The organism is Rhodopseudomonas faecalis, assembly GCF_003217325.1.
Classification (GTDB): Bacteria; Pseudomonadota; Alphaproteobacteria; order Rhizobiales; family Xanthobacteraceae; genus Rhodopseudomonas; species Rhodopseudomonas faecalis.
On sequence record NZ_QJTI01000009.1, the window covers coordinates 54,846 to 76,523 of the forward strand.

Sequence of the window (21,678 nt, forward strand, 5' to 3'; positions counted from 1 at the left end):
CAAGTCCTCGTTACCGCAGAACCGCGTGACAACCGAGACGCCGCTGCGTACTGCGGCGAAATTGAGCAGGAGGGCATTGCTGCCGCTACGTTGATCAGCGACGTCGCGGCCTTGCTACCAACTGCGCGCGGCACGGCCCAAAAGAAAACCCCGCCGAAACCGGCGGGGTTTGAGATGACGTTAGGCCTGCGGCTGCGGTTCCAGGCCCGTATCCGGGCGCGGCCGCGGCTTGCCTGCCGGCGGCACCGCCGAGGTGCGCGGCCCAGCCGGCTCAAGCACCGATTCCCGATTCGGCTTCTTGCCGTTGATGATGTCGGTAATCTCATCGCCGGTCAGGGTTTCGAACTCGAGCAGACCCTTGGCCAAGGCTTCGAGATGATCGCGCTTCTCGGTGAGAATGCGGGTCGCCTCGTTGTACCCGTCCTCGACCAGACGCTTGATCTCGGCATCGATCTTCTGAACGGTCGCTTCCGACGCGTTCTGGGTGCGCGACACCGACATGCCGAGGAACACCTCGTCCTGGTTCTCGCCGTAGGACACCGTGCCGAGTTCCTCCGACAGGCCCCAACGGGTGACCATCATGCGGGCCAGCCGGGTGGCCTGCTCGATGTCGGAAGCGGCGCCCGAGGTGACCTTCTGCCGACCGAACACCAGTTCTTCGGCGACGCGGCCGCCCATCATGATGGCGAGACGCGAGGTCATCTGCTCGAGCGACATCGACAGCTTGTCGCGTTCCGGCAGCTGCATCACCATGCCGAGCGCACGGCCGCGCGGAATGATGGTGGCCTTGTGGATCGGATCGGAAGCCGGGACGTTGAGGCCGACGATGGCGTGACCACCCTCGTGATAGGCCGTCAGCATCTTCTCTTCCTCGGTCATCACCAGCGACTTGCGCTCGGCGCCCATCATCACCTTGTCCTTGGCGTCTTCGAACTCGGTCTGGGTGACCATGCGCTTGTTGCGCCGGGCCGCCATCAGCGCCGCTTCGTTGACCAGGTTCATCAGGTCGGCGCCCGAGAAGCCCGGGGTGCCGCGCGCGATGGTCTTCAGGTTGATATCCGGCGCCAGCGGCACCTTGCGGACATGCACCTTCAGGATCTGCTCGCGGCCGACCACGTCCGGATTCGGCACCACCACCTGGCGGTCGAACCGGCCGGGACGCAGCAACGCCGGGTCGAGCACGTCGGGCCGGTTGGTGGCCGCGATCAGGATCACGCCCTCATTGGCCTCGAAGCCGTCCATCTCGACCAGGAGCTGGTTGAGGGTCTGCTCGCGCTCGTCATTGCCACCGCCGAGGCCGGCGCCGCGATGACGGCCGACCGCGTCGATTTCGTCGATGAAGATGATGCACGGCGCATTCTTCTTGGCCTGCTCAAACATGTCGCGCACGCGGCTGGCGCCGACGCCGACGAACATTTCGACGAAGTCCGAACCCGAAATCGTGAAGAACGGCACGTTGGCTTCGCCGGCGACCGCACGGGCGATCAGCGTCTTACCGGTGCCGGGCGGGCCGACCAGCAGCACGCCGCGCGGAATCCGGCCGCCGAGCCGCTGGAACTTGCCCGGGTCGCGCAGGAATTCCACGATCTCCTGCAGGTCCTGCTTGGCTTCGTCGACGCCCGCGACGTCCTCAAAGGTGACGCGGCCATGCGCTTCGGTCAGCATCTTGGCGCGCGACTTGCCAAAGCCCATCGCCTTGCCGGCGCCGCCCTGCATCTGCCGCGACAGGAAAATCCAGACGCCGATCAGCGCGATGAACGGCAGCCACGACACCAGCAGCGACACGATCCACGGCACGTTCTCGCCCGGCGGCTTCGCCGTGATCGAGACCTTGCCATTATAGAGCCGCGACACCAGCGACGGGTCGTTCGGCGCATAGGTCTGGAAGCTGGTGCCGTTGGTGTAGGTGCCCCGGATCTCGTTGCCCTGGATCACGACATCGCGAACGTGGTTCTGATCAACCTCGCTCAGCAACTGTGAAAACGAGATTTCCTGCGATGCTACGCGTTGCCCGGGATTCTGAAAGAGCGTGAACAGCGCCAGCAGCAGCAAGACAATAATGACCCAAAGGGCGAAATTGCGCAGATTGGCGTTCATCGATCTTCCTTCTCGGCCGCGCGGATCGTGGCCACTCCCTCCGGTCTCTGACCTGCGAGGGATATCCTTGGGTTCGCAAATGACAATCTAGGTGTGCTGCTGGCCGCTGCCAAGGGAACGGTCCAAGACTATTTAACGCATCACGCCGTGTTCGCAGCGCAAATCATGGTGCGGCTGCCGGGGTGGTTAAGAGGTGGTGCAACCGCCGCGGCCGCTCTGCCGGCGCGGCGGCGCCGGTTCGACCCGCAGCCGGCCCCGGTCCAGCGTCACCAGCGCCCCGGCCAGGGTTCGGCGCATCCGGGGCGCGCCCGGCTTGCCGCTGGCGGCGATCGCCTCGGTCAGTTCCGCCAGCAGCGCCTCGGCCTTGCCGAGTTCCGCCGGGCCCTCGATCCCGACCCGGTCCAGCCAGCGCAGCAGCAGCCGGAGCTGGATTTCGGCCGGTAATGCCGCAAAACCCTGCGCATCCCAGCCGCCGCGGCGATCGCGCGGATCGGCGCCGGTCAGCGCCAGGAAGCGTTCGGCCCCCTCCGCCATCAGCTGCAAGGCCTGATCGGCGCGGCGCAGCCGCTGCGCCAGCCGCGCCAGATTGGGTGCGTCGCAACCCTCCTCGGCCAGTTCCACCATCAGCCGCCGCAGCCGCGGCCGGGTGAAGCGCGGATCGCTGTTGCTGGGATCGACCGCGAAATCGATCGCCGCCTTATCCAAGGTCGCGATCAGATCGGCCTTGGCGATCTCGAGCAGCGGCCGCGCCAGCATGATGCCGTCGCGCTCGGTCTGCGGCGCCATTGCACACAATCCCGTGATGCCGCTGCCGCGCGACAGCCGCATCAACACCGTTTCCGCCTGATCGTCCCTGGTATGGGCGGTAAAGACATGGCTGGCGCCGGCGCGCCGCGCCGCCTTGGCGAGCAGCGCATAGCGCGCCTCGCGCGCAGCGGCCGGCACGCCGCTCGACGGCTTGTCATCGGTCCAGCGCAGCGTGCGATGAGGCAGCCCAAGTTCACCGGCGAGCTTCTTCACCGCGCGGGCCTCCTGCGCCGAAGCGGGCCGCAAGCGGTGATCGACGGTGACGACATGCAGCGCCGGCCCGCGTTTCAGGGCGCGGCGCCAGCGCGCCGCCAGCCACATCATCGCCACCGAATCGGGACCGCCCGACACCGCCAGCACGATTGCCGGCGCGTCGAGCCAGGGGGCAAACAGCCGCCTCGCCTGTTGCAACGAGACCGGCTGTGGCTGGTGATCCCGCATGATCGGTGGCCCCGGCAGCCCTCAGCTCAAGCGGCGAAGATCAGCACTTCACCCGCTTCTGTTCGCGATCGACCGCCTGTTTCACGCTGCTTGAAGCGCGCGGATATTTGCGCGCCACTTCGCCGAGCGCGGCGCAGGCCGCTTCCTTTTCCTTGAGCGCCGCCAGCGACTGGCCGAGCCGCAGCAGCGCGTCGGGCGCCTTGGCCGAGCTTTCATATTTGGTGGTGACGCCCAAAAACGCCTCGGCAGCCTCGCGATAGCGCTGGCGCTGATAATAGCTCTCGCCAAGCCAATATTGCGCGTCGCCGGTCATCCGGTCGCTCGGGTATTTTTGGGTGAAGGAGCGCATCGTCTCTTCCGCGAGCGCATAGTCCTTGCGCTGCATATAGCCGATGCCGAGGTCGAACTCGTCCTTGGGCGACTGGGTCGGCGGTGCGGTCGGCAAAGCCGAGGCCGCAGGCGCGCCGCCGCGCGGTGCGTTGAGGTCGATTGGCGCCGCGGCGCGTCCAACCGGCGCGCCGGAGGCATCGGACGGCATCGGCATCTGCCCGCCGCCAAGCGCGCGCGGCACGCCGGGCGCATTCGGATTCTGATTGGGATCGAACGCATCGCCGCGCGAGCGACCGGTGGGAGCCGGTGCCGCCGGCTGCACCACCGCGGGCGCGGCCACTCGATCTTGGGCGATCGGCGCTGGCTGCTGGCCGTATTGCGGCCGGGCGGGCGCGGCTTGCGGCGCGCCGCCATAGGGCGCAGCCGCGCTCGGCGCTGCTGGCGGATAGCCCGCGGGCGCCGCCGGTGCGGCGGGCGGCATGGCCTGCGCCGCGGCCGGCTGGCCCGGCGCGGCACCGCCGGCCTGTAACGCCTTGAGCTGATCCTCCAGCCGGCGATTGCGGAACTGCAATTCTTCATTCTGCCCGGTCAGCACCCGCAGCTTCTGTTCCAGCTGCTGGATTCTGATTTCCGGGTCGACTTCGTAGTCCTGATCTTGCGCCAAAGCCGGCGCACAGGCGAGGAGCGCTGCGGCAAGGGCGACGCCACCGGCCTTCAAAGGTGTTCTCAATGACATGGCTGCCTGCTGGTTAGCTGCGGATACGCGGCGCGACCGAGATTGCAGGTTGGACTACGCCAAAAATGTGTCGGGCGCCACGCATGAAAAAGCCGGCGCCACTGCAGCGCCGGCTTCGCAATGTCACGTTGGTCGCGATCAGGAGCCGGCGTTCAGCACCGTGACGGCACGACGATTCTGTGACCAGCACGAGATGTCGTTGCAGACCGCGACCGGGCGTTCCTTGCCGTACGAAATGGTGCGCATCCGTGCGGTCTCGATACCGCGCGACGCCAGATAGCTGCGCACCGATTGGGCGCGGCGCGCGCCGAGCGCGATGTTGTATTCGCGGGTGCCGCGCTCGTCAGCGTGGCCCTCGATGGTAAAGGAATAGCGGTTGTACATCTGCAACCACTGCGCCTGCTTATCGAGCGTGGCCATCGCCTGCGGCGACAGATCGGTCTGATCGCTTTCAAAGAACACGCGGTCGCCGACATTGACCACGAAATCCTGTTGGCTGCCCGGCACAGCGGCACCGGCCAGAGAGCCATCGGCGCCATTGCCGCCGCCGAGCGGGTTTTTGTTCGCGCAAGCCCCCAGGGACAACGCCACAGCCAACACTGCGGCCAGCTTCAATCCCTGGCGGATTCGCATTTGCTGGTTCATTCCGGAGCCTCCACGCTCACGTTTCGTCCGACTGGCTTCCGGTCTACAGGCCGATGGTTAAGCGAACGTTCCGTCAACCTTGACAGAGTGTTGCCAGGATCGATCGAATGCCAGGAGGTCGCGGAAAGCAGACGTGATGGTTAATGCCGGGTAAATGTGGCGCGATGGTGGATCGCACCACCCCGCGGCATGGATAACGCGGCTCAGCCGCGCAACAGCCTGGAGACGGTGGGTGCGCGTTGCTCGCCCGGCAGCACCGGCTGCAACAACGGGGCATGGCGCTGCGCCGCGCGCGTGAACACCTGTCGCTGCTCGGCCTTGCTTGAGCGCAAGAACGGATAGCGGGTGTAGATGCGCTCGCGCAGCGCCGGAAAATCGATGCCCATCAGACCGATCGGCTTTTTCAAACCGGGATATTGGCGCGGCGGCGCCATCGCGGTCATGAACACCCGGCGATAGAACGCCTGATGCTCGGTGCGCACCGACGCCAGCCCGAGCTGCGCGCCAAAATGTTCGCAAGCGAGATTGGCAAGTCGCAGCGTCAGATAAGGCAGTTCAGGGAGCCGCAGCACATCGGGATCGGCGACAAAGCGCGTCGGATCGACGATCACCACGCCTTTGGCCAATAGCGGCCGCAGCAGATCGGCGAACACATCCATCGACGGACAATCGGGTTCATCTCGTGATGCAACGGTGATGCGCAGCGAACTTGTCAGCACGCCATCGAAATAGAGCGCGACGATCCAGGAATTCGGCAACTGATCGTAGCGATCAAAGACCAGCCCCACCGGGTCTGGATCGACCATACCTTCTCTCAGATAAGCGCGATAACGCAGCCGATAGATGGCCTCGCGGTCTTCCGGGCTTTCGACGAGCCGATATTCGACACGCGCCAGCAGGCTGCCGTGTCGCCCCAAGGCTGCCTGCTCCTGGTCGATCCGTTCAAGCGAGCCCACCTGGCCACCCCACGCTCAACTTCCCTGCGGGACGAAATTAACACTTGGTTAATACTCGCGCAAAGATTGAGTCGATTCAGGGTTAACGCCAGTGGCGCGCCAGAGCGCCGCGCTACGCGATCGAGCGTAGCGGCAACAGCCGGCTCTTGCCGTCGTCCTGGCGGCGGGCGTGTGAAGCCGTCAGCAGTTCACGAATCCGGCTGGCAGGGACCGGACGGCTGAACAGATAGCCCTGCGCTTCCGTGACCGTGCCGTCAGCGCCGATCAACTCGAGTTGCTCATTGGTCTCGACCCCTTCCACCACCACCGACATGCCAAGTTCGGCACTGAGCCGCGCGACGCCGCGCAGCAGCGTCAGCGGCCGGTGTGTCTCGATGCCGACCAGGAACGACCGATCGATCTTGACCTTCTGCAGCGGGAAATTGTGCAGATAGCTGAGGCTGGAATAGCCGGTGCCGAAATCGTCGAGCGCAATGCGCACCCCGGCACTCCGCAGCTGCTGCAGCGCGTCCAGCGTCCACTGGGTGTTGCGCATCAGCGAGGATTCGGTGATTTCGATCTCCAGCCGCTCGGCCGGCAGCCCCGACGCTTGCAGCGCGTAATGCACCTCGTCGATGACATCGCGCTGATGGAATTGCTGCGACGAGAAATTGACCGCCACGCTGACGCCATCGGGCCAGCGCATGCATTCCATACAGGCGCGGCGTAGAATCCAGCGGCCGAGATCCACGATCAGGCCCATCTCTTCAGCGACCGGAATGATGTCGATCGGCGACACCGTGCCACGCATCGGATGATTCCAGCGCAGCAGTGCCTCGCAGGTGGTGATCCGGCCGGTCTTGAGATTGACCAGCGGCTGGTAATACAGCTCGAACTCGTCATTGGCCAAAGCGCGACGCAGATCGAGCTCGAGAATCCGGCGCGCTTCCACCGAGCGCGCCATCTCGTCGCGGAAGAAGCAATAGGTGCCGCGGCCATCGGCCTTGGCATGGAACAGCGCCATGTCGGCATTTTTCAGCAACACGTCGGCTTTGATGCCGGGCGCAGTGACGGCGATGCCGACGCTGGCGCCGATCTCAACTACATGATGTTCGATGACGTAGCGCTCGCTGAGCCGATCGACGATGCGCCGCGCCAGCACGGCGGCATCCTCGTGGGTGTCGATATGCTGCTGGAACACCACGAACTCGTCGCCGCCGAAACGGGCGACCAGATCTTCCTGGCGCAGCAGTGCCTGCAGGCGATCGGCGACCTCGCACAACAGGCGATCGCCGCTCGGATGACCGAGCGTGTCATTGACCTGTTTAAACTGGTCGAGATCGACAAACAGCAGCGCCGACGGCCGCATGTCGCCGCGCACCTGGGCGATGGTCAACAGCCGCTCGATCTCGTCGCGGAAATTGCCGCGGTTCGGCAGGCCGGTCAGTTCGTCATAGCGCGCGAGGCGAATGATGCGCGCTTCGGCGCTGCGCCGCTCGGTGATGTCTTCGACCAGCACCACCGTGCCGCCGCCCTTCATCGGCTGGAAGGTCCAGGAATAAGCGTGGGCGTCGGTGGTTTCCGAATCGACCGTGATGACCTCGCCAGCGAGCGCGTTGTCGATCTCCGAAACGATCAAGCGTCCGCTCGCCGCCGAGATCGTGCCGGCGGTCACACAGGCGTTGATGATGTCGGCCGCGCTGGCGCCGCGATGCATGAAGTCAGACGGCAGCCGCATCATTTGCGCAAACCGGCTGTTCATCACCTCAAGCCGCACCTCCTCACCGCCGAACATGCACAGCCCATGCGGCATGTTATTGAGCGCGGTATCGAACTGATTGGCGAGCGCCGCTTCACGCTCGCGCGCGATCCAGGCGTTGAAATAGATGCGCTGCAGGCTGGATGTGAGCTGCCGGGTGGCCGCGAAGAACACCGCGCTCAGCAGCGCCACCGCGATATGGAACGTGCCGCCGACATAGATCAACGTGATCACCAGCGGGCCGCAGCCGACCAGCATCTGCAACTGGAAGATCCGCGGCCGGCCGAAGGTGCGGGCGACGCCGGCGGACATGTAGGCGACCACCGTGGTCACGCACAGCATATGGGCGGCGGCATCATCGGTGCGCAGCAGCACCACCACGCTCCAGGCACCCAAAGCGAGGCTGTAGCCGATCGCCGCCAACCGATACTTGTTTTCCCATAGAACGGCTTCGTCGCCGGTCAGCGGACCCGGCCGCTGCTTGTAGCGATACATCTGAAAGGCGCGGACGCCGCCCAGCGCCAGAAACGGCAACACGCACAGCCAAATCACCACATCATCGGTGACCGCACCGATCACCGCCGCGGCGATCGCCGGGCTCAGGGCACCCAGCACCATCGGCAGTGGATTGAGAAAAAGCGAATCCACCATGCCCGCGTAAATCGTGGGCGACAATCGATCAATGCTATCTGCGGGATGGGCAGTCTGCATCGGCACCCCTGTCCTTATTTACAGGTAATACCGAGCGCCTGTGAAATTACTCTGAGGGAATATGGTTACCGCGGTCTTGCGGGAACCGCGACTCCGAGAATGAGATCGCCTCATCGGGCGATCTCATTGAAGTGGCTTCAGCTATTTACCGCTCACGACAGCAGCGGCGACCAGGCGGGATCGGAGGCAAAGCCCGGGGTTGGGACGCGCTGTTCGTTACGGCCGGAGATGTCGACCGTGTACAGCGACGGGCCGGCGCTGCCGCCCGGCTCGCGGAAGAACATCAGCACGCGGCCGTTCGGCGCGAAGGTCGGGCCTTCGTTGTGATAGCCGGAGGTCAGCAGCCGTTCGCCGGAGCCATCGGGCTTCATGATGCCGATCGAGAACTGACCGCCGCCCTGCTTGGTGAAGGCGATGTAGTCGCCGCGCGGCGACCATACCGGCGTCGAGTAGTTGCCTTCGCCAAACGAGATGCGTTGCGCGCCGCCGCCGCTGGCCGACATCACATAGATCTGCGGCTTGCCGCCACGATCGGACTCAAAACAGATCCGGCTGCCATCGGGCGAATAGGACGGCGAGGTGTCGATCGCCGGCGTATCGGTCAGGCGAGTGGTCGAGCGCGAGCGCAGATCCATCACAAACAGATTGGAGTTGCCGCCCTGCTGCAGGCTCATGATGATCCGCTGCCCATCCGGCGAAAACCGCGGCGCAAACGACATGCCCGGGAAATTGCCGACGATTTCGCGCTGCCCGGTTTCGATGTTGTACAGATAGACTCGCGGATCGCCGTGCCCGAACTCCATATAGGTGATCTCTTGGGTGGTCGGCGAAAAGCGCGGCGTCAGCACGAGGTCATTGCCGCGGCTGAGATAGCGCACATTGGCGCCGTCCTGATCCATCAGGGCGAGTCGCTTGACGCGACGTTCCTTGGAGCCGGATTCGTCGATGAACACCACGCGGCTATCAAAATAGCCCTTTTCGCCCGTCAGCCGCTCATAGATCTGATCGGAGATGATATGCGCAATCCGGCGCCAATATTCCGGCGAGGTGAAATATTGCTGGCCGGTGAGCTGCTGGCCGGAGGCGACGTCCCACAGCCGGAATTCGGCCTTGAGGCGGCCGTCGGACTGCCTGGTCATGCGTCCGGTGACCAGCGCTTGAGCATTGATGGCCTTCCAGCTGGCAAATTGCGGCGACACGTCGATATTGCTGATGCGCTCGATATAGGCGGCCTGATCGATCGGCGCGAATAGCCCGCTGCGCTTCAGATTGTTGGTGATCACCTGCGCGACGCCGGCGCCGACCTCGCCATCGGACGGCGTGCCGGCGACAAAGTTCGGCAGCGCGATCGGCATCGGCGCCACCGTGCCTTCGGTGATCTGCAGGCGGGTCTGCGCGGCCAGCGCCGTGGGCAGCAACAGGCTCGCGGCGGCGCCCGCACCGCCGATCAAGGCTTGGCGACGGCTCAGCGGCAGCACAGAGGAACGGGACGACATCACGGTCATTGCGGGCTCATTCAACAGGGCAAAGGAATTAGCTGCGGAACATTTGGCGCGGGTCGAAGGTCACGATCATGTCTTTCCACTGATCGTAGGACTCGGCCCGCAGCATCTCATAGGGCTGGCCCTGCAACACCGCGCGCATCGCAGCGTCGGCAGCGGCCTGATAGCGCGGCGAGGAGCCGCGCGACACGATTTCCGGCGGCGCCGCCAAGCGGCGATCCGGGGTCAGGCGGATGCGGATATCGACGATCAGCTCCTCGGGGCGCTCGGTGCCGGCCTGCACATTCCAGAGCTGGGTCAGGCGGGCGCGCAGCGCGTCGAGCTCGGACTGCGACAGCGTCGCGGCGGTGCCGCGCGGACTGCCAAGCCGATTTTGGGCGTTGAGCTCCGAGCCGGTCGCGGCCTGCCGGGTCGGATCGCGCTTGTCGAGCAGCGCCGCGATCTTGGACTGGTCGAACACCCGCTCCTGCTTCGGCTTGGGCGGCTGCGGCGGCGCGGCCTTGGCTTCCGGCTTCGGCGTCGGCTTCTTGCTGTCGTCCTTCTTCAAAGCCTCGGCGATCGGATCGACCTTGGGCGGGTCCGGCTTCTTCTCGACCTGTTTCGGCTCGTTCTTCGGCTTTTCTTCGGCGACCGGCTTTGGCGGATCGGGCTTCTTCTCGACCGGCTTTTCAACCGGCTTCGGCGGCGGGGTCGGAGCCACGGAAGTCTCAACCGGCTGCTTTTCGGAAATCTTGCCGACGGTGTCTTCCACCGGCTTGGCTTCGGCGACCTTCTCGACCAGCGGCTTCGGCTTGTCCTTTTCGCCCGATTTGGTACCAGCGGTGAGTTTTGAGAGCTGATCGGCCGAGATGATATCGATCGGCATCGATTCCGGCGGCGGCGCTTCCAGCGAGCGCGCCGAGAAAGACACGATGCCGTACCCGATCACGAACACGTGCAGGGCAATCGACGCCATCAGTGTCTTGTCGACTTTCACCGACTGATTATCCCTGATCGCCCTCGGTCACCAGCGCGACGCGGCGGAAGCCAGCCGCGGACAACCGTCCCATCACCTTCATCACCGTACCGTAGTCGACCTTCTTGTCGCCGCGCACGAAGATGCGCTCATCGAGCCCGCTCCGGGCTTCGGTCACCGCCTTCAGCTTCGGCACCAGTTCGTCGACCGCGATCTCGGTGTCGTTCAAAAACACCTGACCCTTGACGTTGACAGACAAAGTCAGCGGATTTTTGTCCTGATCGAGGCTCTTGGCCTGGGTCTGTGGCAGATCGAGCGGCACCCCGACCGTCAGCATCGGCGCGGCCACCATAAAGATGATCAGCAGCACCAGCATGACGTCGACCATCGGCGTCACGTTGATTTCGGCCATCACATGCGCGCGGCGGCGCCCACGCCGGCCGCCGCCTCCACCGCCACCTGCCATGCTCATCGCCATGATCGACAGTCCCTCGCGCGCAAAACCCGTTCCTCAGCCACGTTCGTCGATCTGGCGCGACAGGATCGCTGAAAACTCATCGGCAAATCCTTCGAGCCGCTGCGCCTGGCGATTCACCTCGGAGGTGAACTTGTTATAGAAAATAGTGGCCGGAATGGCGGCGATAAGGCCGATCGCGGTGGCAAACAGCGCCTCGGCGATACCCGGCGCCACCACCGCCAGCGAGGTATTCTTCGACGCGGCGATCGACTGGAAGCTCGACATGATGCCCCAGACCGTGCCGAACAGGCCGACGAACGGGCCAGCCGAGCCGACCGTGGCCAGCACGAGCAGCCGCCGTTCCAGCCGGTCGATCTCGCGCGCGATCGAGACGTTCATCACTTTTTCGATGCGCATCTGCAGGCCGGCGACCGAGCGCGCCTGGCTCTCAAACGAACGCTTCCACTCGCGCATCGCCGCCACAAAGCAGGCCGCCATCGAATGGGTCGGCTTGGAGGCCAACGCCCGATACAGCTCATCGATCGATTCGCCCGACCAGAACGCCTGCTCGAAGCGATCCATGGCGCGCTTGGTGCGCGAGTAGAGCAGAATCTTGTCGATCGCGATCGCCCAGACCCAGACCGAACACGCCAGCAGTCCAAGCATCACCGCTTTGACGACCCAGTGGGCCTGCCAGAACAGCGCAATGAGTGAAACGTCGGCTGATACCAGCGGCATTGCTGACTGAGTCACCTCGGCCGGGTTCATTATCGATTGTCCTTTCACGCAAGTTCACATCGGCGGCCGCGGTTCCGCGGGCGGCGGGCCAGCGGGGCGAATGCACCGGCGCCAAAGCCTGATCTGTCGCATGGGGAGCCCGGCCGAAGCCGTAGAGTGCATCCCCTGCCAACGTGTCAAAACGAGGGCTGGCGGCGCTTCCCGACGCTTCTAACCAAACGCTAATCTTGGTTAAGGTTGGGTTACCAAACTGGCGAGGGTTCGAAAAGTCGCAGGCGCCATGTGGTGTTGCGGGGGCAGGCGCCGACAAAGTAGGCACAAACGACACCGCCCGGCTGCAGGGCAACCGGGCGGCTTGGAGCCAAATTGTGGCGTTTGGCGTGGTCAGATGGCGTGGTCAGGCGGCCGCGCGCTTAGCCCTGCGGCTTGCTGTCATTGGACGCCGGATTGGTGCGGTGCTGGGCCATGAACAGGTCGAACTCTTCCTTGTCCTTGGCGTGGCGCAGCCGCTCCAGGAAGTTCTTGAACTCAACCTGCTCCTCCTCGAGCCGGCGCAGCGTCTGCTCGCGATATTCATCGAACGCGCGGTTGCCGCTGGAGGGCGGGCCGAAGCCGAAACCGCTCTGCTCCATCCGGCTGCGCATCCGGTCCATCTTCGATTGCATGCGGTCCATCTTGGAGGTGAAGCGGCCCTGATCCCAGCAACCCATTTTTCTGCTCCCGAGCGTGAAGAAGAGAAGTGCAAGGCCGATCGGCCACCAGATGATGAAGCCCAGCACGGTCAGCGCGATCCAGCCGGGATGCCAAGGCGTCCGCGACATCGACCAATTGCGATCATCGCCAGCCGAACCGCCCCATCGATTGAGATCTGCGGCGTTAGCCATTTCCCTCTCCTTGAACGGCACCATGCCGTGTGAATGTAAATAACATTTACATAGCTAAACCTGTCCTGCCATTTGTCAAGCGCGGCCAAGATTAATTCGCGGCAATCAAGGGAACGGGCGCTGGCGCTTGTCGGTTCCGACGGACTGAGACCCGATCAGCGCGAGCTTATGATCTGGCGTTTTGAAAACAGCGCGCGTAAGGCGGTTACGGGCGCGGCGCGCCCCATGGGCCGGCCGGCTTCGGCTCTGGCGCTTTCGGCTCGGACGACCCGGCCGGGAAGCCAAGGCCGCGCAGATAAATCAGCACGCCAGCCTCCAGCAGTTCTTCCGGCGCCATCGGCAATTTGCGGCGGGCGCCGTCGCCGCGGCTGAACAGCGAGGCGATGCCATGCGCCATCGACCAGATGTGCAGCGCCATCATCAGCGCCGGCGGCCGCGGCACGCCGGGCGGGGTCAGTGCCACCAGCCGCTCGGCTGCGGCGCGGATCACATTGAAAGCGCGTTCCGACGCCGCCATCAGCAGCGGATTGCGATCGATCGGCACGCCGGATTCGAACATCGCCGAGTAGTACGCCGGTTCGCGGCGCGCGAACGCCAGATAGGCCTTGCCGACCCGCTGGAACGCCGAGTTGGTGTCAGGACGGCCATCATCCCAGGCCGCAGCCAGCTCCGCCTCGAACTGCTCAAAACCGCGCTGCGCGATGCTCGACAACAATTCGTCGCGATCGCGAAAATGCCGGTAAGGCGCGGCCGGGCTGACGCCGGCCATGCGCGCGGCATCGGCAAAGGTGAAGCCGCCCGGCCCCTTCTCGGCGATCAAGCCGAGTGCCGCCTGCAGCAACGCCTCTTTCAAATTGCCGTGATGGTAGCCGCGCTCAGCGCGGCTCTGTTCCTTGCGCCAGCTCATGTGAAGGGCTTTTACATGAGCTGCGCGCAAAGGTCACGGCCCGCGCGCAGTGGCGCGCGCCCGCTCCGCCTGCTCTCGGCGCCGCTGGCCCCAATCAGGACGACAGGCCGGCGCGCAGCCGCTGTTCCTGTTCGCGCAGTTCGGGGGTCAGTGCCTCGCCAAAATCCTCGGCGGAAAACACTTGGCGGATCTCGATGGCATCGCCGCTGGGAAATGGCGCGCGCTTCATCCAGCTAATCGCCTCATCAAGCGAGCCGACCTCGATCAGCCAGAAACCAGCGATCAGCGATTGCGGATCGGAAAACGGTCCGCGCGTCACTTTGGGCTCAGCCTCGCTAAAGTGCACGCGCGCGCCTTTGCTGCTCGGCTGCAATCCTTCGCCGGCGACCATCACGCCGGCCCGCACCATCTCTTCATTGAACCGCCCCATCGCAGTCAACAGCTCGGTGGTCGGCATCACGCCCGCTTCGCTGTCGGCACTGGCTTTGACAATCACCATGAAACGCATCGCGCTCTCCGTTGCCTGATGGTGCCCCGCGCCACAGCACTAACGCAGTACGCCCGCAACGGATGCAGCGCGGCGCGATGACAACTGCTGACAAACTCCCGCCGCATTGGCTGGCCACGCTTCGCTGATGAGTTCCGCCGTTGGGGAATAAAACCGGCGTGCTCATCATGGGGACGCAGGCGCTCACGCAGTTCATCGCGCAGATTTGCTGTCGGCAGGCTTCTTGAAGCCAATGCCACGCGCAGCCCTCCATGTGCTTGTTGTGCGATACGTGGCTTGTAGCGATGCGAGCCTTGTAGCGATCCTGCTGTGGCGCGATCCGCGCCACAGCACCGCTGCGGACGAAACGGGGGCTGCGATGAAAGACCTCTCCAGGCGCATGGTCGGCGACATGATGCTGCAAGCGCTGGCGCTCGCAGCCATGCTGGTCGTGGCAGCAATGGCGTTCTACGTCCGATAGCCAAGGCGCTCACAGCAATCTCAAGCAGCGCGCCTTGATAGCAAGGCACCGATGACGGGCGCGGCAACCGGGCCGCCGAATCGACCGAACGCCGATCTCGCATTCATGAAAATTGCAGCGCGATGACAACGCGCATCGTCTTTTGGCTGCGCTGCTGCGTCGCACAAAAGCCGCGCGAGCCTGCGCCGGGACAGGCTATAGTGACGATGCGGAGTCAATAAGGGGACGCAGATGAACAGCAGCGCTAACAAGGTCGCCGTGGTCACCGGCGCAGCACGCGGCATCGGTTTTGCGGCGGCACAACGTTTCCTCAATGAGGGCTGGCGGGTGGCGCTGCTCGACTGCAACAACGAAACCTTGGCAGAGGCGATGGCGACGCTTGACCGGCCCGAGGCGACGCTGGCGCTGCATTGCGACGTCACCGATGCCGTGGAAGTCCGCGCCGACATCGCGCGCGCCGCGGCGCATTTCGGCCGGCTCGACGCGCTGGTCAACAATGCCGGCATCGCGATCTTCAAGCCGCTGATGGAGACCAGCGACGAGGAATGGGCGCGCATCATGGCGGTGAACGTCACCGGCCCGTTCATCTGCACCACCGCGGCGGTGCCCTTGATGCAGCAGCACGGCGGCGGCGCCATCGTCAACGTCACCTCGATCTCGTCACTGCGCGCCTCGACGCTGCGCGCCGCCTATGGCTCCAGCAAAGCGGCGCTGGCGCATTTTACCAAACAATGCGCGGCGGAGCTGGGCGAGGTCGGGATTCGCGTCAATGCGGTGGCGCCCGGCCCGGTCGACACCGCGATGGCCAAAGAGGTGCATTCGCCGGCGATCCGCGCCGATTATCACGACGCCATTCCGCTCAACCGCTACGGGCTGGAGCGCGAGCTCGCCGACGCCATCTATTTCCTGTGCTCGGATCAGTCGAGCTACATCACCGGCCAGGTGCTGGCGGTCGATGGCGGCTTCGATGCCGCCGGCATCGGCCTGCCGACCCTGCGCGGCAAGACCCGCGCGACTTAGTCCAAAAGTTCTTTCGGGCTTGCTGGAAACAAAGCTCGGGAGAGACGATCGTGAGCAGCGTCCCCTCCCTCCCCCCGCGTAGCGGTGGGGAGGGTCGGCGCGAAGCGCCGGGGTGGGGGGCCTTGCGCGCTGCACCGATAAATTCAACTCGATGGTCAGCGCGCAACACCTTCGCTGACTCTATCCGTTTGCCGGATACCCCCACCCGTCCGGCCCGATTGACATCGGGCCGTCCACCCTCCCCACAAGGGGGAGGGATAAGAGGCTACCCCTGCACTGCTTCCAAAACGAAAATGCCCGCGGCAAGCGCGGGCATGACAGGTTGATAACGTCGTGTGCGCAGGCGTCGCGCCGCGATTACTTCAGCGGGCGCAGCAGCCGCGTCAGTTCGTCGTGCACGTATTCGTTGCCGCACACCACATTGCCGGTGGTGAGCAGGTCGCCGCCGTCGATCTCGGACACGGTACCGCCCGCTTCGCGCACCATCAGGATGCCGGCCGCGATATCCCAGGCCGACAGATTGCGCTCCCAATAACCGTCGAACCGGCCAGAAGCCACTTGCGCCAGATCGAGCGAAGCCGCGCCAAAACGGCGGAAGCCGGCGACCTTGGGCTGCAGCACCGCCATTTCCTTGAGCGCCAGCGTAAAATTGCCACGGCCGATATGCGGCAGGCCGCAGGCGATCACGCAGTCATGGAGCTGACGGCGGCCGGCGACGCGCAAGCGCTGATCGTTCATGAACGCGCCCTTGCCGCGCTCGGCGGTGTACAGCTCGTCATTGGCGGGGTTGTAGATCACCGCGGCAATGATGGTGTCTTCGCGCTGCAGGGCGATCGAGATCGCAAATTGCGGGATGCCGTGCAGGAAATTGGTGGTGCCGTCGAGCGGATCGACGATCCAGGTGTGACTCTTGTCGGTACCCTCGCGCCGCCCGAACTCCTCGCCGTAGAAGCCATAGCCGGGCCGCGCCTTGGTCAGATCCTCGAACAGCATCTGTTCGGCGCGCTTATCGGCCTTGCTGACGAAATCGGCGGGACCTTTCAACGACACTTGCAGGTGCTCGATCTCGCCGAGGTCGCGCGCGAGGCTCCGTCCGGCGCGGCGCGCGGCCTTGACCATGACGTTAATGAGGGCGGATTGCAGCATGATCGGTCCGAAATGACCTGGGGGGCAGGTCTGTGTCTGGATTAAAGGAAGGGGTGGGGATTGCCCTGCCAGGGCAGCGGCGTCAAGGGCGGTTCATTTGGTGCCGAGCCATTTGCGCGACGCCTCGTCGACCTGGGCCCGCTCCTCCGGCGACAATTGCGCCAGCGCTTCATCGAGCATCAGGTCGCCTTTTCCGGCGGTTTTGGCGACCACATGCCATTTCAGGCCCTCGATCCGGTCGATCGGCGCGCCCTGCCCGGTGACCAGCACCCGGGCCAGCCGGTTCTGGGCGATGGCGTTATTCTGCCGGGCCGCCTTGCGCAGCAGCGCCACCGCGGCGACTTCGTTCTTAGGCGTGCCGGTGCCATTAAACAGCGCGATCGCATATTCGACCTCGGCATCGACATTGCCGGACACCGCCGCGGCCTGCAGCAGCCGCACCGCCTGCTCGACGTTTTTCTCGACCCCGGTGCCCTCCTTGTAGAAGGTCGCCAGCGCGTATTGCGCCTCGGCATTGCCGGCGTCGGCAGCGAGCCGCAACAGCTCGGCGGCGCGCTTGACGTCCTGCGGAAAGGTCTGGCCGTCGAGATACAGCAAAGCGAGGTTATAGGCCGCCTTGGGATTGCCGAGCTTGGCGGACGACGCCAGCCAGCGGGCACCCTCGGCGCGGCTGGGCAGACCGCCGCGACCGGCCAGCCGCATCATGCCGAGCGCGAACATTGCCTCGCGGTCGCCGGCTTCCGCGGCGCGGGTGTACCACTCCACCGCCTTGGGGAAGTCGCGTTTGATGCCGAGCCCGTTGGAATAGAGCTCGCCCAGCATGGTCATCGCCTTGGGGTCGCCGTACTCCTGGGCGCGCTTGGTGGCGAGGTCGAGCGCGGTCTTGTAGTGGCCGCGCTGATAGGCGCCATAGACCAAGTCGGCACTGCCATCCTCGGACGGCGCCGCGGCGGTATTGGCCGGCGGCGCGGCGGCGGGTGCTGCCGCAGGCTTCTTGGACGCATCGGGCTTGGCGGCGCTGTCCGCGGGCTTGGCCGCAGGCTTCGGCGCCGGACGGGTTTCCGCCTTGGGTGCCGGCTGCGGCGCGGCCGGCCTCGGCTGCGCCTGCGGCGGCGTGGCGCGCGGCGGCGGCGCGGGTGGCGCCGGACGGGCCGCGGGCGGAGCCGGACGGTTGTCGGGAGCAGCGGGGATCGGCGCCGGCGGCGACAGCGACAGCTGCGCGGCCGCATAGGGAGCCGGCAACGCCGCCCCCAGAAACGCCATAACCCGCAGCGCGGCGCGCACCGTCATTGCGGGGCTGCTCCGCTGGCGGCGGCGTGAGCGGCCAACACAGCCTGATAGCCGCGGGCGATCGCCGCGGCGGCATCCGCGAGCGCCGCGGCCGGACCGCGGGCATCATTCCAGATCAGATCGCCGACCAGCACGAAATCGGCGCCAGCAGCGGCAAATTCCTCGGCCTCTTCAAACGACAGCGCGTAGCCGACGCAAGGCGGCTCGAACAGCTCGACCCACCATTGCAGCCGCTCGGCGATCGCATCCGAGGCCGGGCGCTGACCTTCGCGCTCCGGCTCGCCGAACAGCACGTAATCGGCGCCGATTTCGCCGGCGAGCATGGCGTCGTGCCGGGTGCGCAGACCGCCGACCCCGGCGATCCGGTCCGGCTGCAGCTTGTCGGCAAACTCCTTGAGCGCGGCGATGCCGTGAAGATGGGCGCCGTCGGCCCCTGAGCGCGCCACCAATTCGGGCTCGCCATCGAGCAGCAGCGCGACGCCGGCCTTCTGCACCGCGGGCGCGATCGCCTTGGCGCGGGTGATCAGGCTGCGCGGATCAGACGGCGCCAGCCGCAGCAGCAGCGCGGCGACATCCTGAGCGGCGAGTACAGCGGGCAAAGCCGCCGCCAGCGGCGCCGGATCATCGATCTGCGGCGTGGCGAGATAGAGCCGGGGTGCGGGCGGCGGCGGAAGCGGTTTGGCAGCCATGGTCGGTCAAGCAGCCTTGCTCTCGAGCGCCGCATCCCATTGGCCGCGGCTGGCCAGCGCATTCATGCGCGCGCGATGCGAAAAAGCGGCCTGACCGGCGGCGACATTGGCCGCCTGGCCGGCCCACGCCTTCTGCGGCGCGGCCTGCAGCGCGCGGCCATAGGAGAAGGTCAGATGCCACGGCAGCCCACCGATCTTGTTCATCGCATCGAGATGGGCGGTGGCGTCCTGATCGGACTGGCCACCAGACAGGAACGCAATTCCCGGCACCGCTGCCGGGACGCAAGCCTTCAACAATTTCACGGTCTTCTCCGCCACTTCGGCGATCCCGGCCGGCTTGGCGGCCTTCTTGCCGGCAACCGCCATGTTCGGCTTCAGGATCATGCCTTCCAGCGCCACTTTCTGATAATATAGTTCCTGGAAGGTTTCCTTGAGCACGAATTCGGTCACCTCATAGCAGCGATCGATATCGTGGCCGCCATCCATCAAGACTTCCGGTTCCACGATCGGCACGATCTGCGCCGCCTGGCACAGCGCGGCATAGCGCGCCAGCGCATGGGCGTTGGTGTGAATCGCGGCATAGCTCGGAATGCCATCGCCGATGTCGATCACCGCGCGCCATTTGGCAAAGCGCGCGCCGCGCTGGTAATAGCGCGCCAAGCGCTCGGCGAGCCGGTCGAGGCCGATGGTGATGGTCTCGCCCGGACAGGACGGCAGCGGCTGCGTGCCCTCATCGACCTTGATGCCGGGAATGCTGCCAGCCTGCTCGATCAGCTTGATCAGCGGCGTGCCGTCGGCGGCATCCTGCCAGATCGTTTCGTCGTACAGGATCACGCCGGAGATGCAGCCCTGCATCGCAGCTTCGCTGCGGAACAGCATCTCGCGATAGTCGCGGCGCGACTGCTCGGTGGAAGCGACGCCAATGGCGTCAAAACGCTTCTTGATGGTTCCTGCGGATTCATCCGCGGCGAGAATGCCCTTGCCCGGTTGCACCATGGCCTGGGCGATCGCGTGAAGTTCGGCCAGTTTCATCGGAGGCTCCCTAAGGCTGCTATGTGGTTGAATGGCGGCAGTCCTGCCAAAACCAAACACACCGCCAACCGCGGTTCAACGCGCTGTGGCGGGTGGCAGCCCATCACTTCGGGACGAGGGTGACGCCGGCAGGCCGAGCGCGTGGCAACCAGCGCCCGCTGGCGACCCGCCAGACAACAGAAAAACGGCCGCACCAAGCGGCATCACCGCCGGCCGGCCGTTCTTGATTCTTGTGCGAACCGCCTTGGCGGCGGATCAGAATTGGCGGCGGATCAGATCTTGAGAACCTCGACGCCCGGCAGCGGCTTGCCTTCCATCCATTCCAGGAACGCACCGCCCGCGGTCGAGATGTAGGTGAACTGCTCGGCCACGCCGGCCTGGTTCAGCGCCGCGACGGTGTCGCCGCCGCCCGCCACCGAAATCAGCTTGCCGGCCTTGGTGCGTGCCGCAGCGTGCTTGGCGGCGGTCACGGTGCCCTTGTCGAACGGGGTCAACTCGAACGCGCCGACCGGGCCGTTCCAGACCAGCGTCGCGGCATCGTCGATCGCGGCATTGATACGCTCGATCGAGCGCGGGCCGACGTCGAGAATCATGCCGTCGGCCGGGATCGCATCGAGCCCATAGGCGAAGGCCGGGGCATTGGCTTCGAAGTGGAACGCCACGGTGGCGTCGACCGGCAGGATGATCGCGCAATTGGCGGCTTCCGCCTTCTCCAAAATGCGACGCGCGGTCGGGGCCAGGTCCTTCTCGCACAGCGACTTGCCGACGCCGACGCCCTGCGCGTGCAGGAAGGTGTTGGCCATGCCGCCACCGATCACCAGCGCCTGCACCTTGGTCACGAGGTTTTCCAAAAGGTCGATCTTGGTCGAGACCTTGGCGCCGCCGACGATCGCGATCACCGGACGCTTCGGCGCTTCGAGGGCCTTGTTGAGCGCGTCGATTTCCGCCTGCATGGTGCGGCCGGCATAGGCCGGCAGCTTGTGACCGACGCCTTCGGTCGAAGCGTGCGCGCGATGCGCCGCCGAGAACGCGTCATTGACCCACAGGTCGCCGAGCTTGGCGAGTTCCTCGACAAACGCCGGATCGTTCTTTTCCTCGCCCTTGTGGAAGCGGGTATTTTCCAGGCACAGCACGTCGCCGTCCTTCATCGCCGCGATCGCCGCTGCCGCGACCTCGCCGATGCAATCCTCGGCGAAAGCGACCGGACGCTTGATCACGCCCGACAGCGCCGCCGCGATCGGCTTCAGCGAGTCCTTCGGATCGGGTCCCTTCGGCCGGCCGAAATGAGCCAGCAGGATCACCTTGCCGCCCTTGTCCGAAATCTCGGTGATGGTCGGCATGATGCGTTCGAGGCGGGTGTCGTCGGTGACGACGCCCTTGTCCATGGGAACGTTGAGGTCGACGCGCAGCAGCACGCGCTTGCCCTTCAGGTCGGCGTCATCAAGGGTGCGAAAGGTCTTGGTCATCGGATCTCTCAACTCACGCGCGGGAAAGCTTGGGGATCGGCCGGACGACGTGCCGGAACGGGATGGACTGTGAATTACGATAAGGCGCCACGACGGGCGTGACGCCTCACAACAATCACCCCTCGGCCGGGGCAGCGCGGGGCTGCTCCGGCCTTGAGGCACC

The 21,678-nt window shown here is 65.3% G+C and carries 20 protein-coding genes; 2 read left to right on the forward strand and 18 right to left on the reverse strand.

The window, feature by feature from the left end; all coding sequences use genetic code 11:
- Positions 1-180 precede the first annotated feature (180 nt).
- From ftsH to BJ122_RS09205, 13 genes are all read right to left on the reverse strand, one after another.
- Positions 181-2,097, reverse strand: a complete 1,917-nt coding sequence (ftsH, locus tag BJ122_RS09145; protein WP_110780761.1) for an ATP-dependent zinc metalloprotease FtsH — start codon at positions 2,095-2,097, stop codon at positions 181-183.
- Positions 2,098-2,283: 186 nt separating this feature from the next.
- Positions 2,284-3,345, reverse strand: coding sequence for a tRNA lysidine(34) synthetase TilS (gene tilS, locus BJ122_RS09150; protein WP_110780762.1), 1,062 nt, complete (start codon positions 3,343-3,345; stop codon positions 2,284-2,286).
- 40 nt (positions 3,346-3,385) lie between these two features.
- Positions 3,386-4,411 (reverse strand): tol-pal system protein YbgF, encoded by a 1,026-nt coding sequence (gene ybgF / locus BJ122_RS09155; protein WP_110780763.1) that lies wholly within the window; start codon positions 4,409-4,411, stop codon positions 3,386-3,388.
- 138 nt (positions 4,412-4,549) lie between these two features.
- On the reverse strand, positions 4,550-5,056 hold the full coding sequence (pal, locus tag BJ122_RS09160) for a peptidoglycan-associated lipoprotein Pal (RefSeq protein WP_110780764.1): 507 nt from the start codon (positions 5,054-5,056) through the stop codon (positions 4,550-4,552).
- 203 nt (positions 5,057-5,259) lie between these two features.
- Positions 5,260-6,012: an N-acyl amino acid synthase FeeM domain-containing protein gene (locus BJ122_RS09165; RefSeq protein ID WP_430694768.1), complete on the reverse strand. Its 753-nt coding sequence runs from the start codon at positions 6,010-6,012 to the stop codon at positions 5,260-5,262.
- A 112-nt stretch (positions 6,013-6,124) separates the two neighbouring features.
- Positions 6,125-8,461, reverse strand: a complete 2,337-nt coding sequence (locus BJ122_RS09170) for a putative bifunctional diguanylate cyclase/phosphodiesterase (protein ID WP_110780765.1) — start codon at positions 8,459-8,461, stop codon at positions 6,125-6,127.
- A gap of 152 nt (positions 8,462-8,613) precedes the next feature.
- On the reverse strand, positions 8,614-9,957 hold the full coding sequence (gene tolB / locus BJ122_RS09175; protein ID WP_110780834.1) for a Tol-Pal system beta propeller repeat protein TolB: 1,344 nt from the start codon (positions 9,955-9,957) through the stop codon (positions 8,614-8,616).
- A gap of 37 nt (positions 9,958-9,994) precedes the next feature.
- Positions 9,995-10,939 carry a protein TolA gene (locus BJ122_RS09180; protein WP_110780766.1) on the reverse strand — a complete coding sequence of 315 codons (945 nt, stop codon included), beginning with the start codon at positions 10,937-10,939 and terminating at the stop codon, positions 9,995-9,997.
- A 7-nt stretch (positions 10,940-10,946) separates the two neighbouring features.
- Positions 10,947-11,396, reverse strand: coding sequence for a protein TolR (gene tolR / locus BJ122_RS09185; RefSeq protein WP_027279365.1), 450 nt, complete (start codon positions 11,394-11,396; stop codon positions 10,947-10,949).
- A 33-nt stretch (positions 11,397-11,429) separates the two neighbouring features.
- Positions 11,430-12,143, reverse strand: coding sequence for a protein TolQ (gene tolQ, locus BJ122_RS09190; RefSeq protein ID WP_027279364.1), 714 nt, complete (start codon positions 12,141-12,143; stop codon positions 11,430-11,432).
- A gap of 383 nt (positions 12,144-12,526) precedes the next feature.
- A complete protein-coding gene (locus BJ122_RS09195) occupies positions 12,527-12,997 on the reverse strand; it encodes a DUF2852 domain-containing protein (protein WP_110780767.1) in 471 nt (156 codons plus the stop codon).
- A gap of 205 nt (positions 12,998-13,202) precedes the next feature.
- Positions 13,203-13,904 carry a TetR/AcrR family transcriptional regulator gene (locus tag BJ122_RS09200; RefSeq protein WP_110780768.1) on the reverse strand — a complete coding sequence of 234 codons (702 nt, stop codon included), beginning with the start codon at positions 13,902-13,904 and terminating at the stop codon, positions 13,203-13,205.
- 94 nt (positions 13,905-13,998) lie between these two features.
- Positions 13,999-14,412: a YciI family protein gene (locus BJ122_RS09205; protein WP_110780769.1), complete on the reverse strand. Its 414-nt coding sequence runs from the start codon at positions 14,410-14,412 to the stop codon at positions 13,999-14,001.
- 232 nt (positions 14,413-14,644) lie between these two features.
- Here BJ122_RS09205 and BJ122_RS19440 point away from each other — a divergent pair, with 232 nt between their 5' ends.
- Positions 14,645-14,872, forward strand: a complete 228-nt coding sequence (locus BJ122_RS19440; RefSeq protein ID WP_103011566.1) for a hypothetical protein — start codon at positions 14,645-14,647, stop codon at positions 14,870-14,872.
- A 231-nt stretch (positions 14,873-15,103) separates the two neighbouring features.
- A complete protein-coding gene (locus tag BJ122_RS09215; protein ID WP_110780770.1) occupies positions 15,104-15,892 on the forward strand; it encodes an SDR family NAD(P)-dependent oxidoreductase in 789 nt (262 codons plus the stop codon).
- Between the two features lie 357 nt (positions 15,893-16,249).
- Here the strand turns inward: BJ122_RS09215 and BJ122_RS09220 are convergent, their stop codons facing one another.
- From BJ122_RS09220 to BJ122_RS09240, 5 genes are all read right to left on the reverse strand, one after another.
- The gene (locus tag BJ122_RS09220) at positions 16,250-17,038 is read right to left on the reverse strand and encodes an inositol monophosphatase family protein (protein WP_110780771.1); all 789 of its coding nucleotides are present in this window, start codon (positions 17,036-17,038) and stop codon (positions 16,250-16,252) included.
- Positions 17,039-17,131: 93 nt separating this feature from the next.
- Positions 17,132-18,328, reverse strand: a complete 1,197-nt coding sequence (locus BJ122_RS09225; RefSeq protein ID WP_110780772.1) for a tetratricopeptide repeat protein — start codon at positions 18,326-18,328, stop codon at positions 17,132-17,134.
- Positions 18,325-19,017 carry a thiamine phosphate synthase gene (locus tag BJ122_RS09230; protein ID WP_110780773.1) on the reverse strand — a complete coding sequence of 231 codons (693 nt, stop codon included), beginning with the start codon at positions 19,015-19,017 and terminating at the stop codon, positions 18,325-18,327. The genes BJ122_RS09225 and BJ122_RS09230 overlap by 4 nt, the downstream gene beginning before the upstream one ends.
- Before the next feature lie 6 nt (positions 19,018-19,023).
- Positions 19,024-20,049, reverse strand: coding sequence for a class I fructose-bisphosphate aldolase (locus tag BJ122_RS09235; protein WP_110780774.1), 1,026 nt, complete (start codon positions 20,047-20,049; stop codon positions 19,024-19,026).
- 272 nt (positions 20,050-20,321) lie between these two features.
- On the reverse strand, positions 20,322-21,515 hold the full coding sequence (locus BJ122_RS09240) for a phosphoglycerate kinase (protein ID WP_110780775.1): 1,194 nt from the start codon (positions 21,513-21,515) through the stop codon (positions 20,322-20,324).
- Between the last annotated feature and the right edge of the window lie 163 nt (positions 21,516-21,678).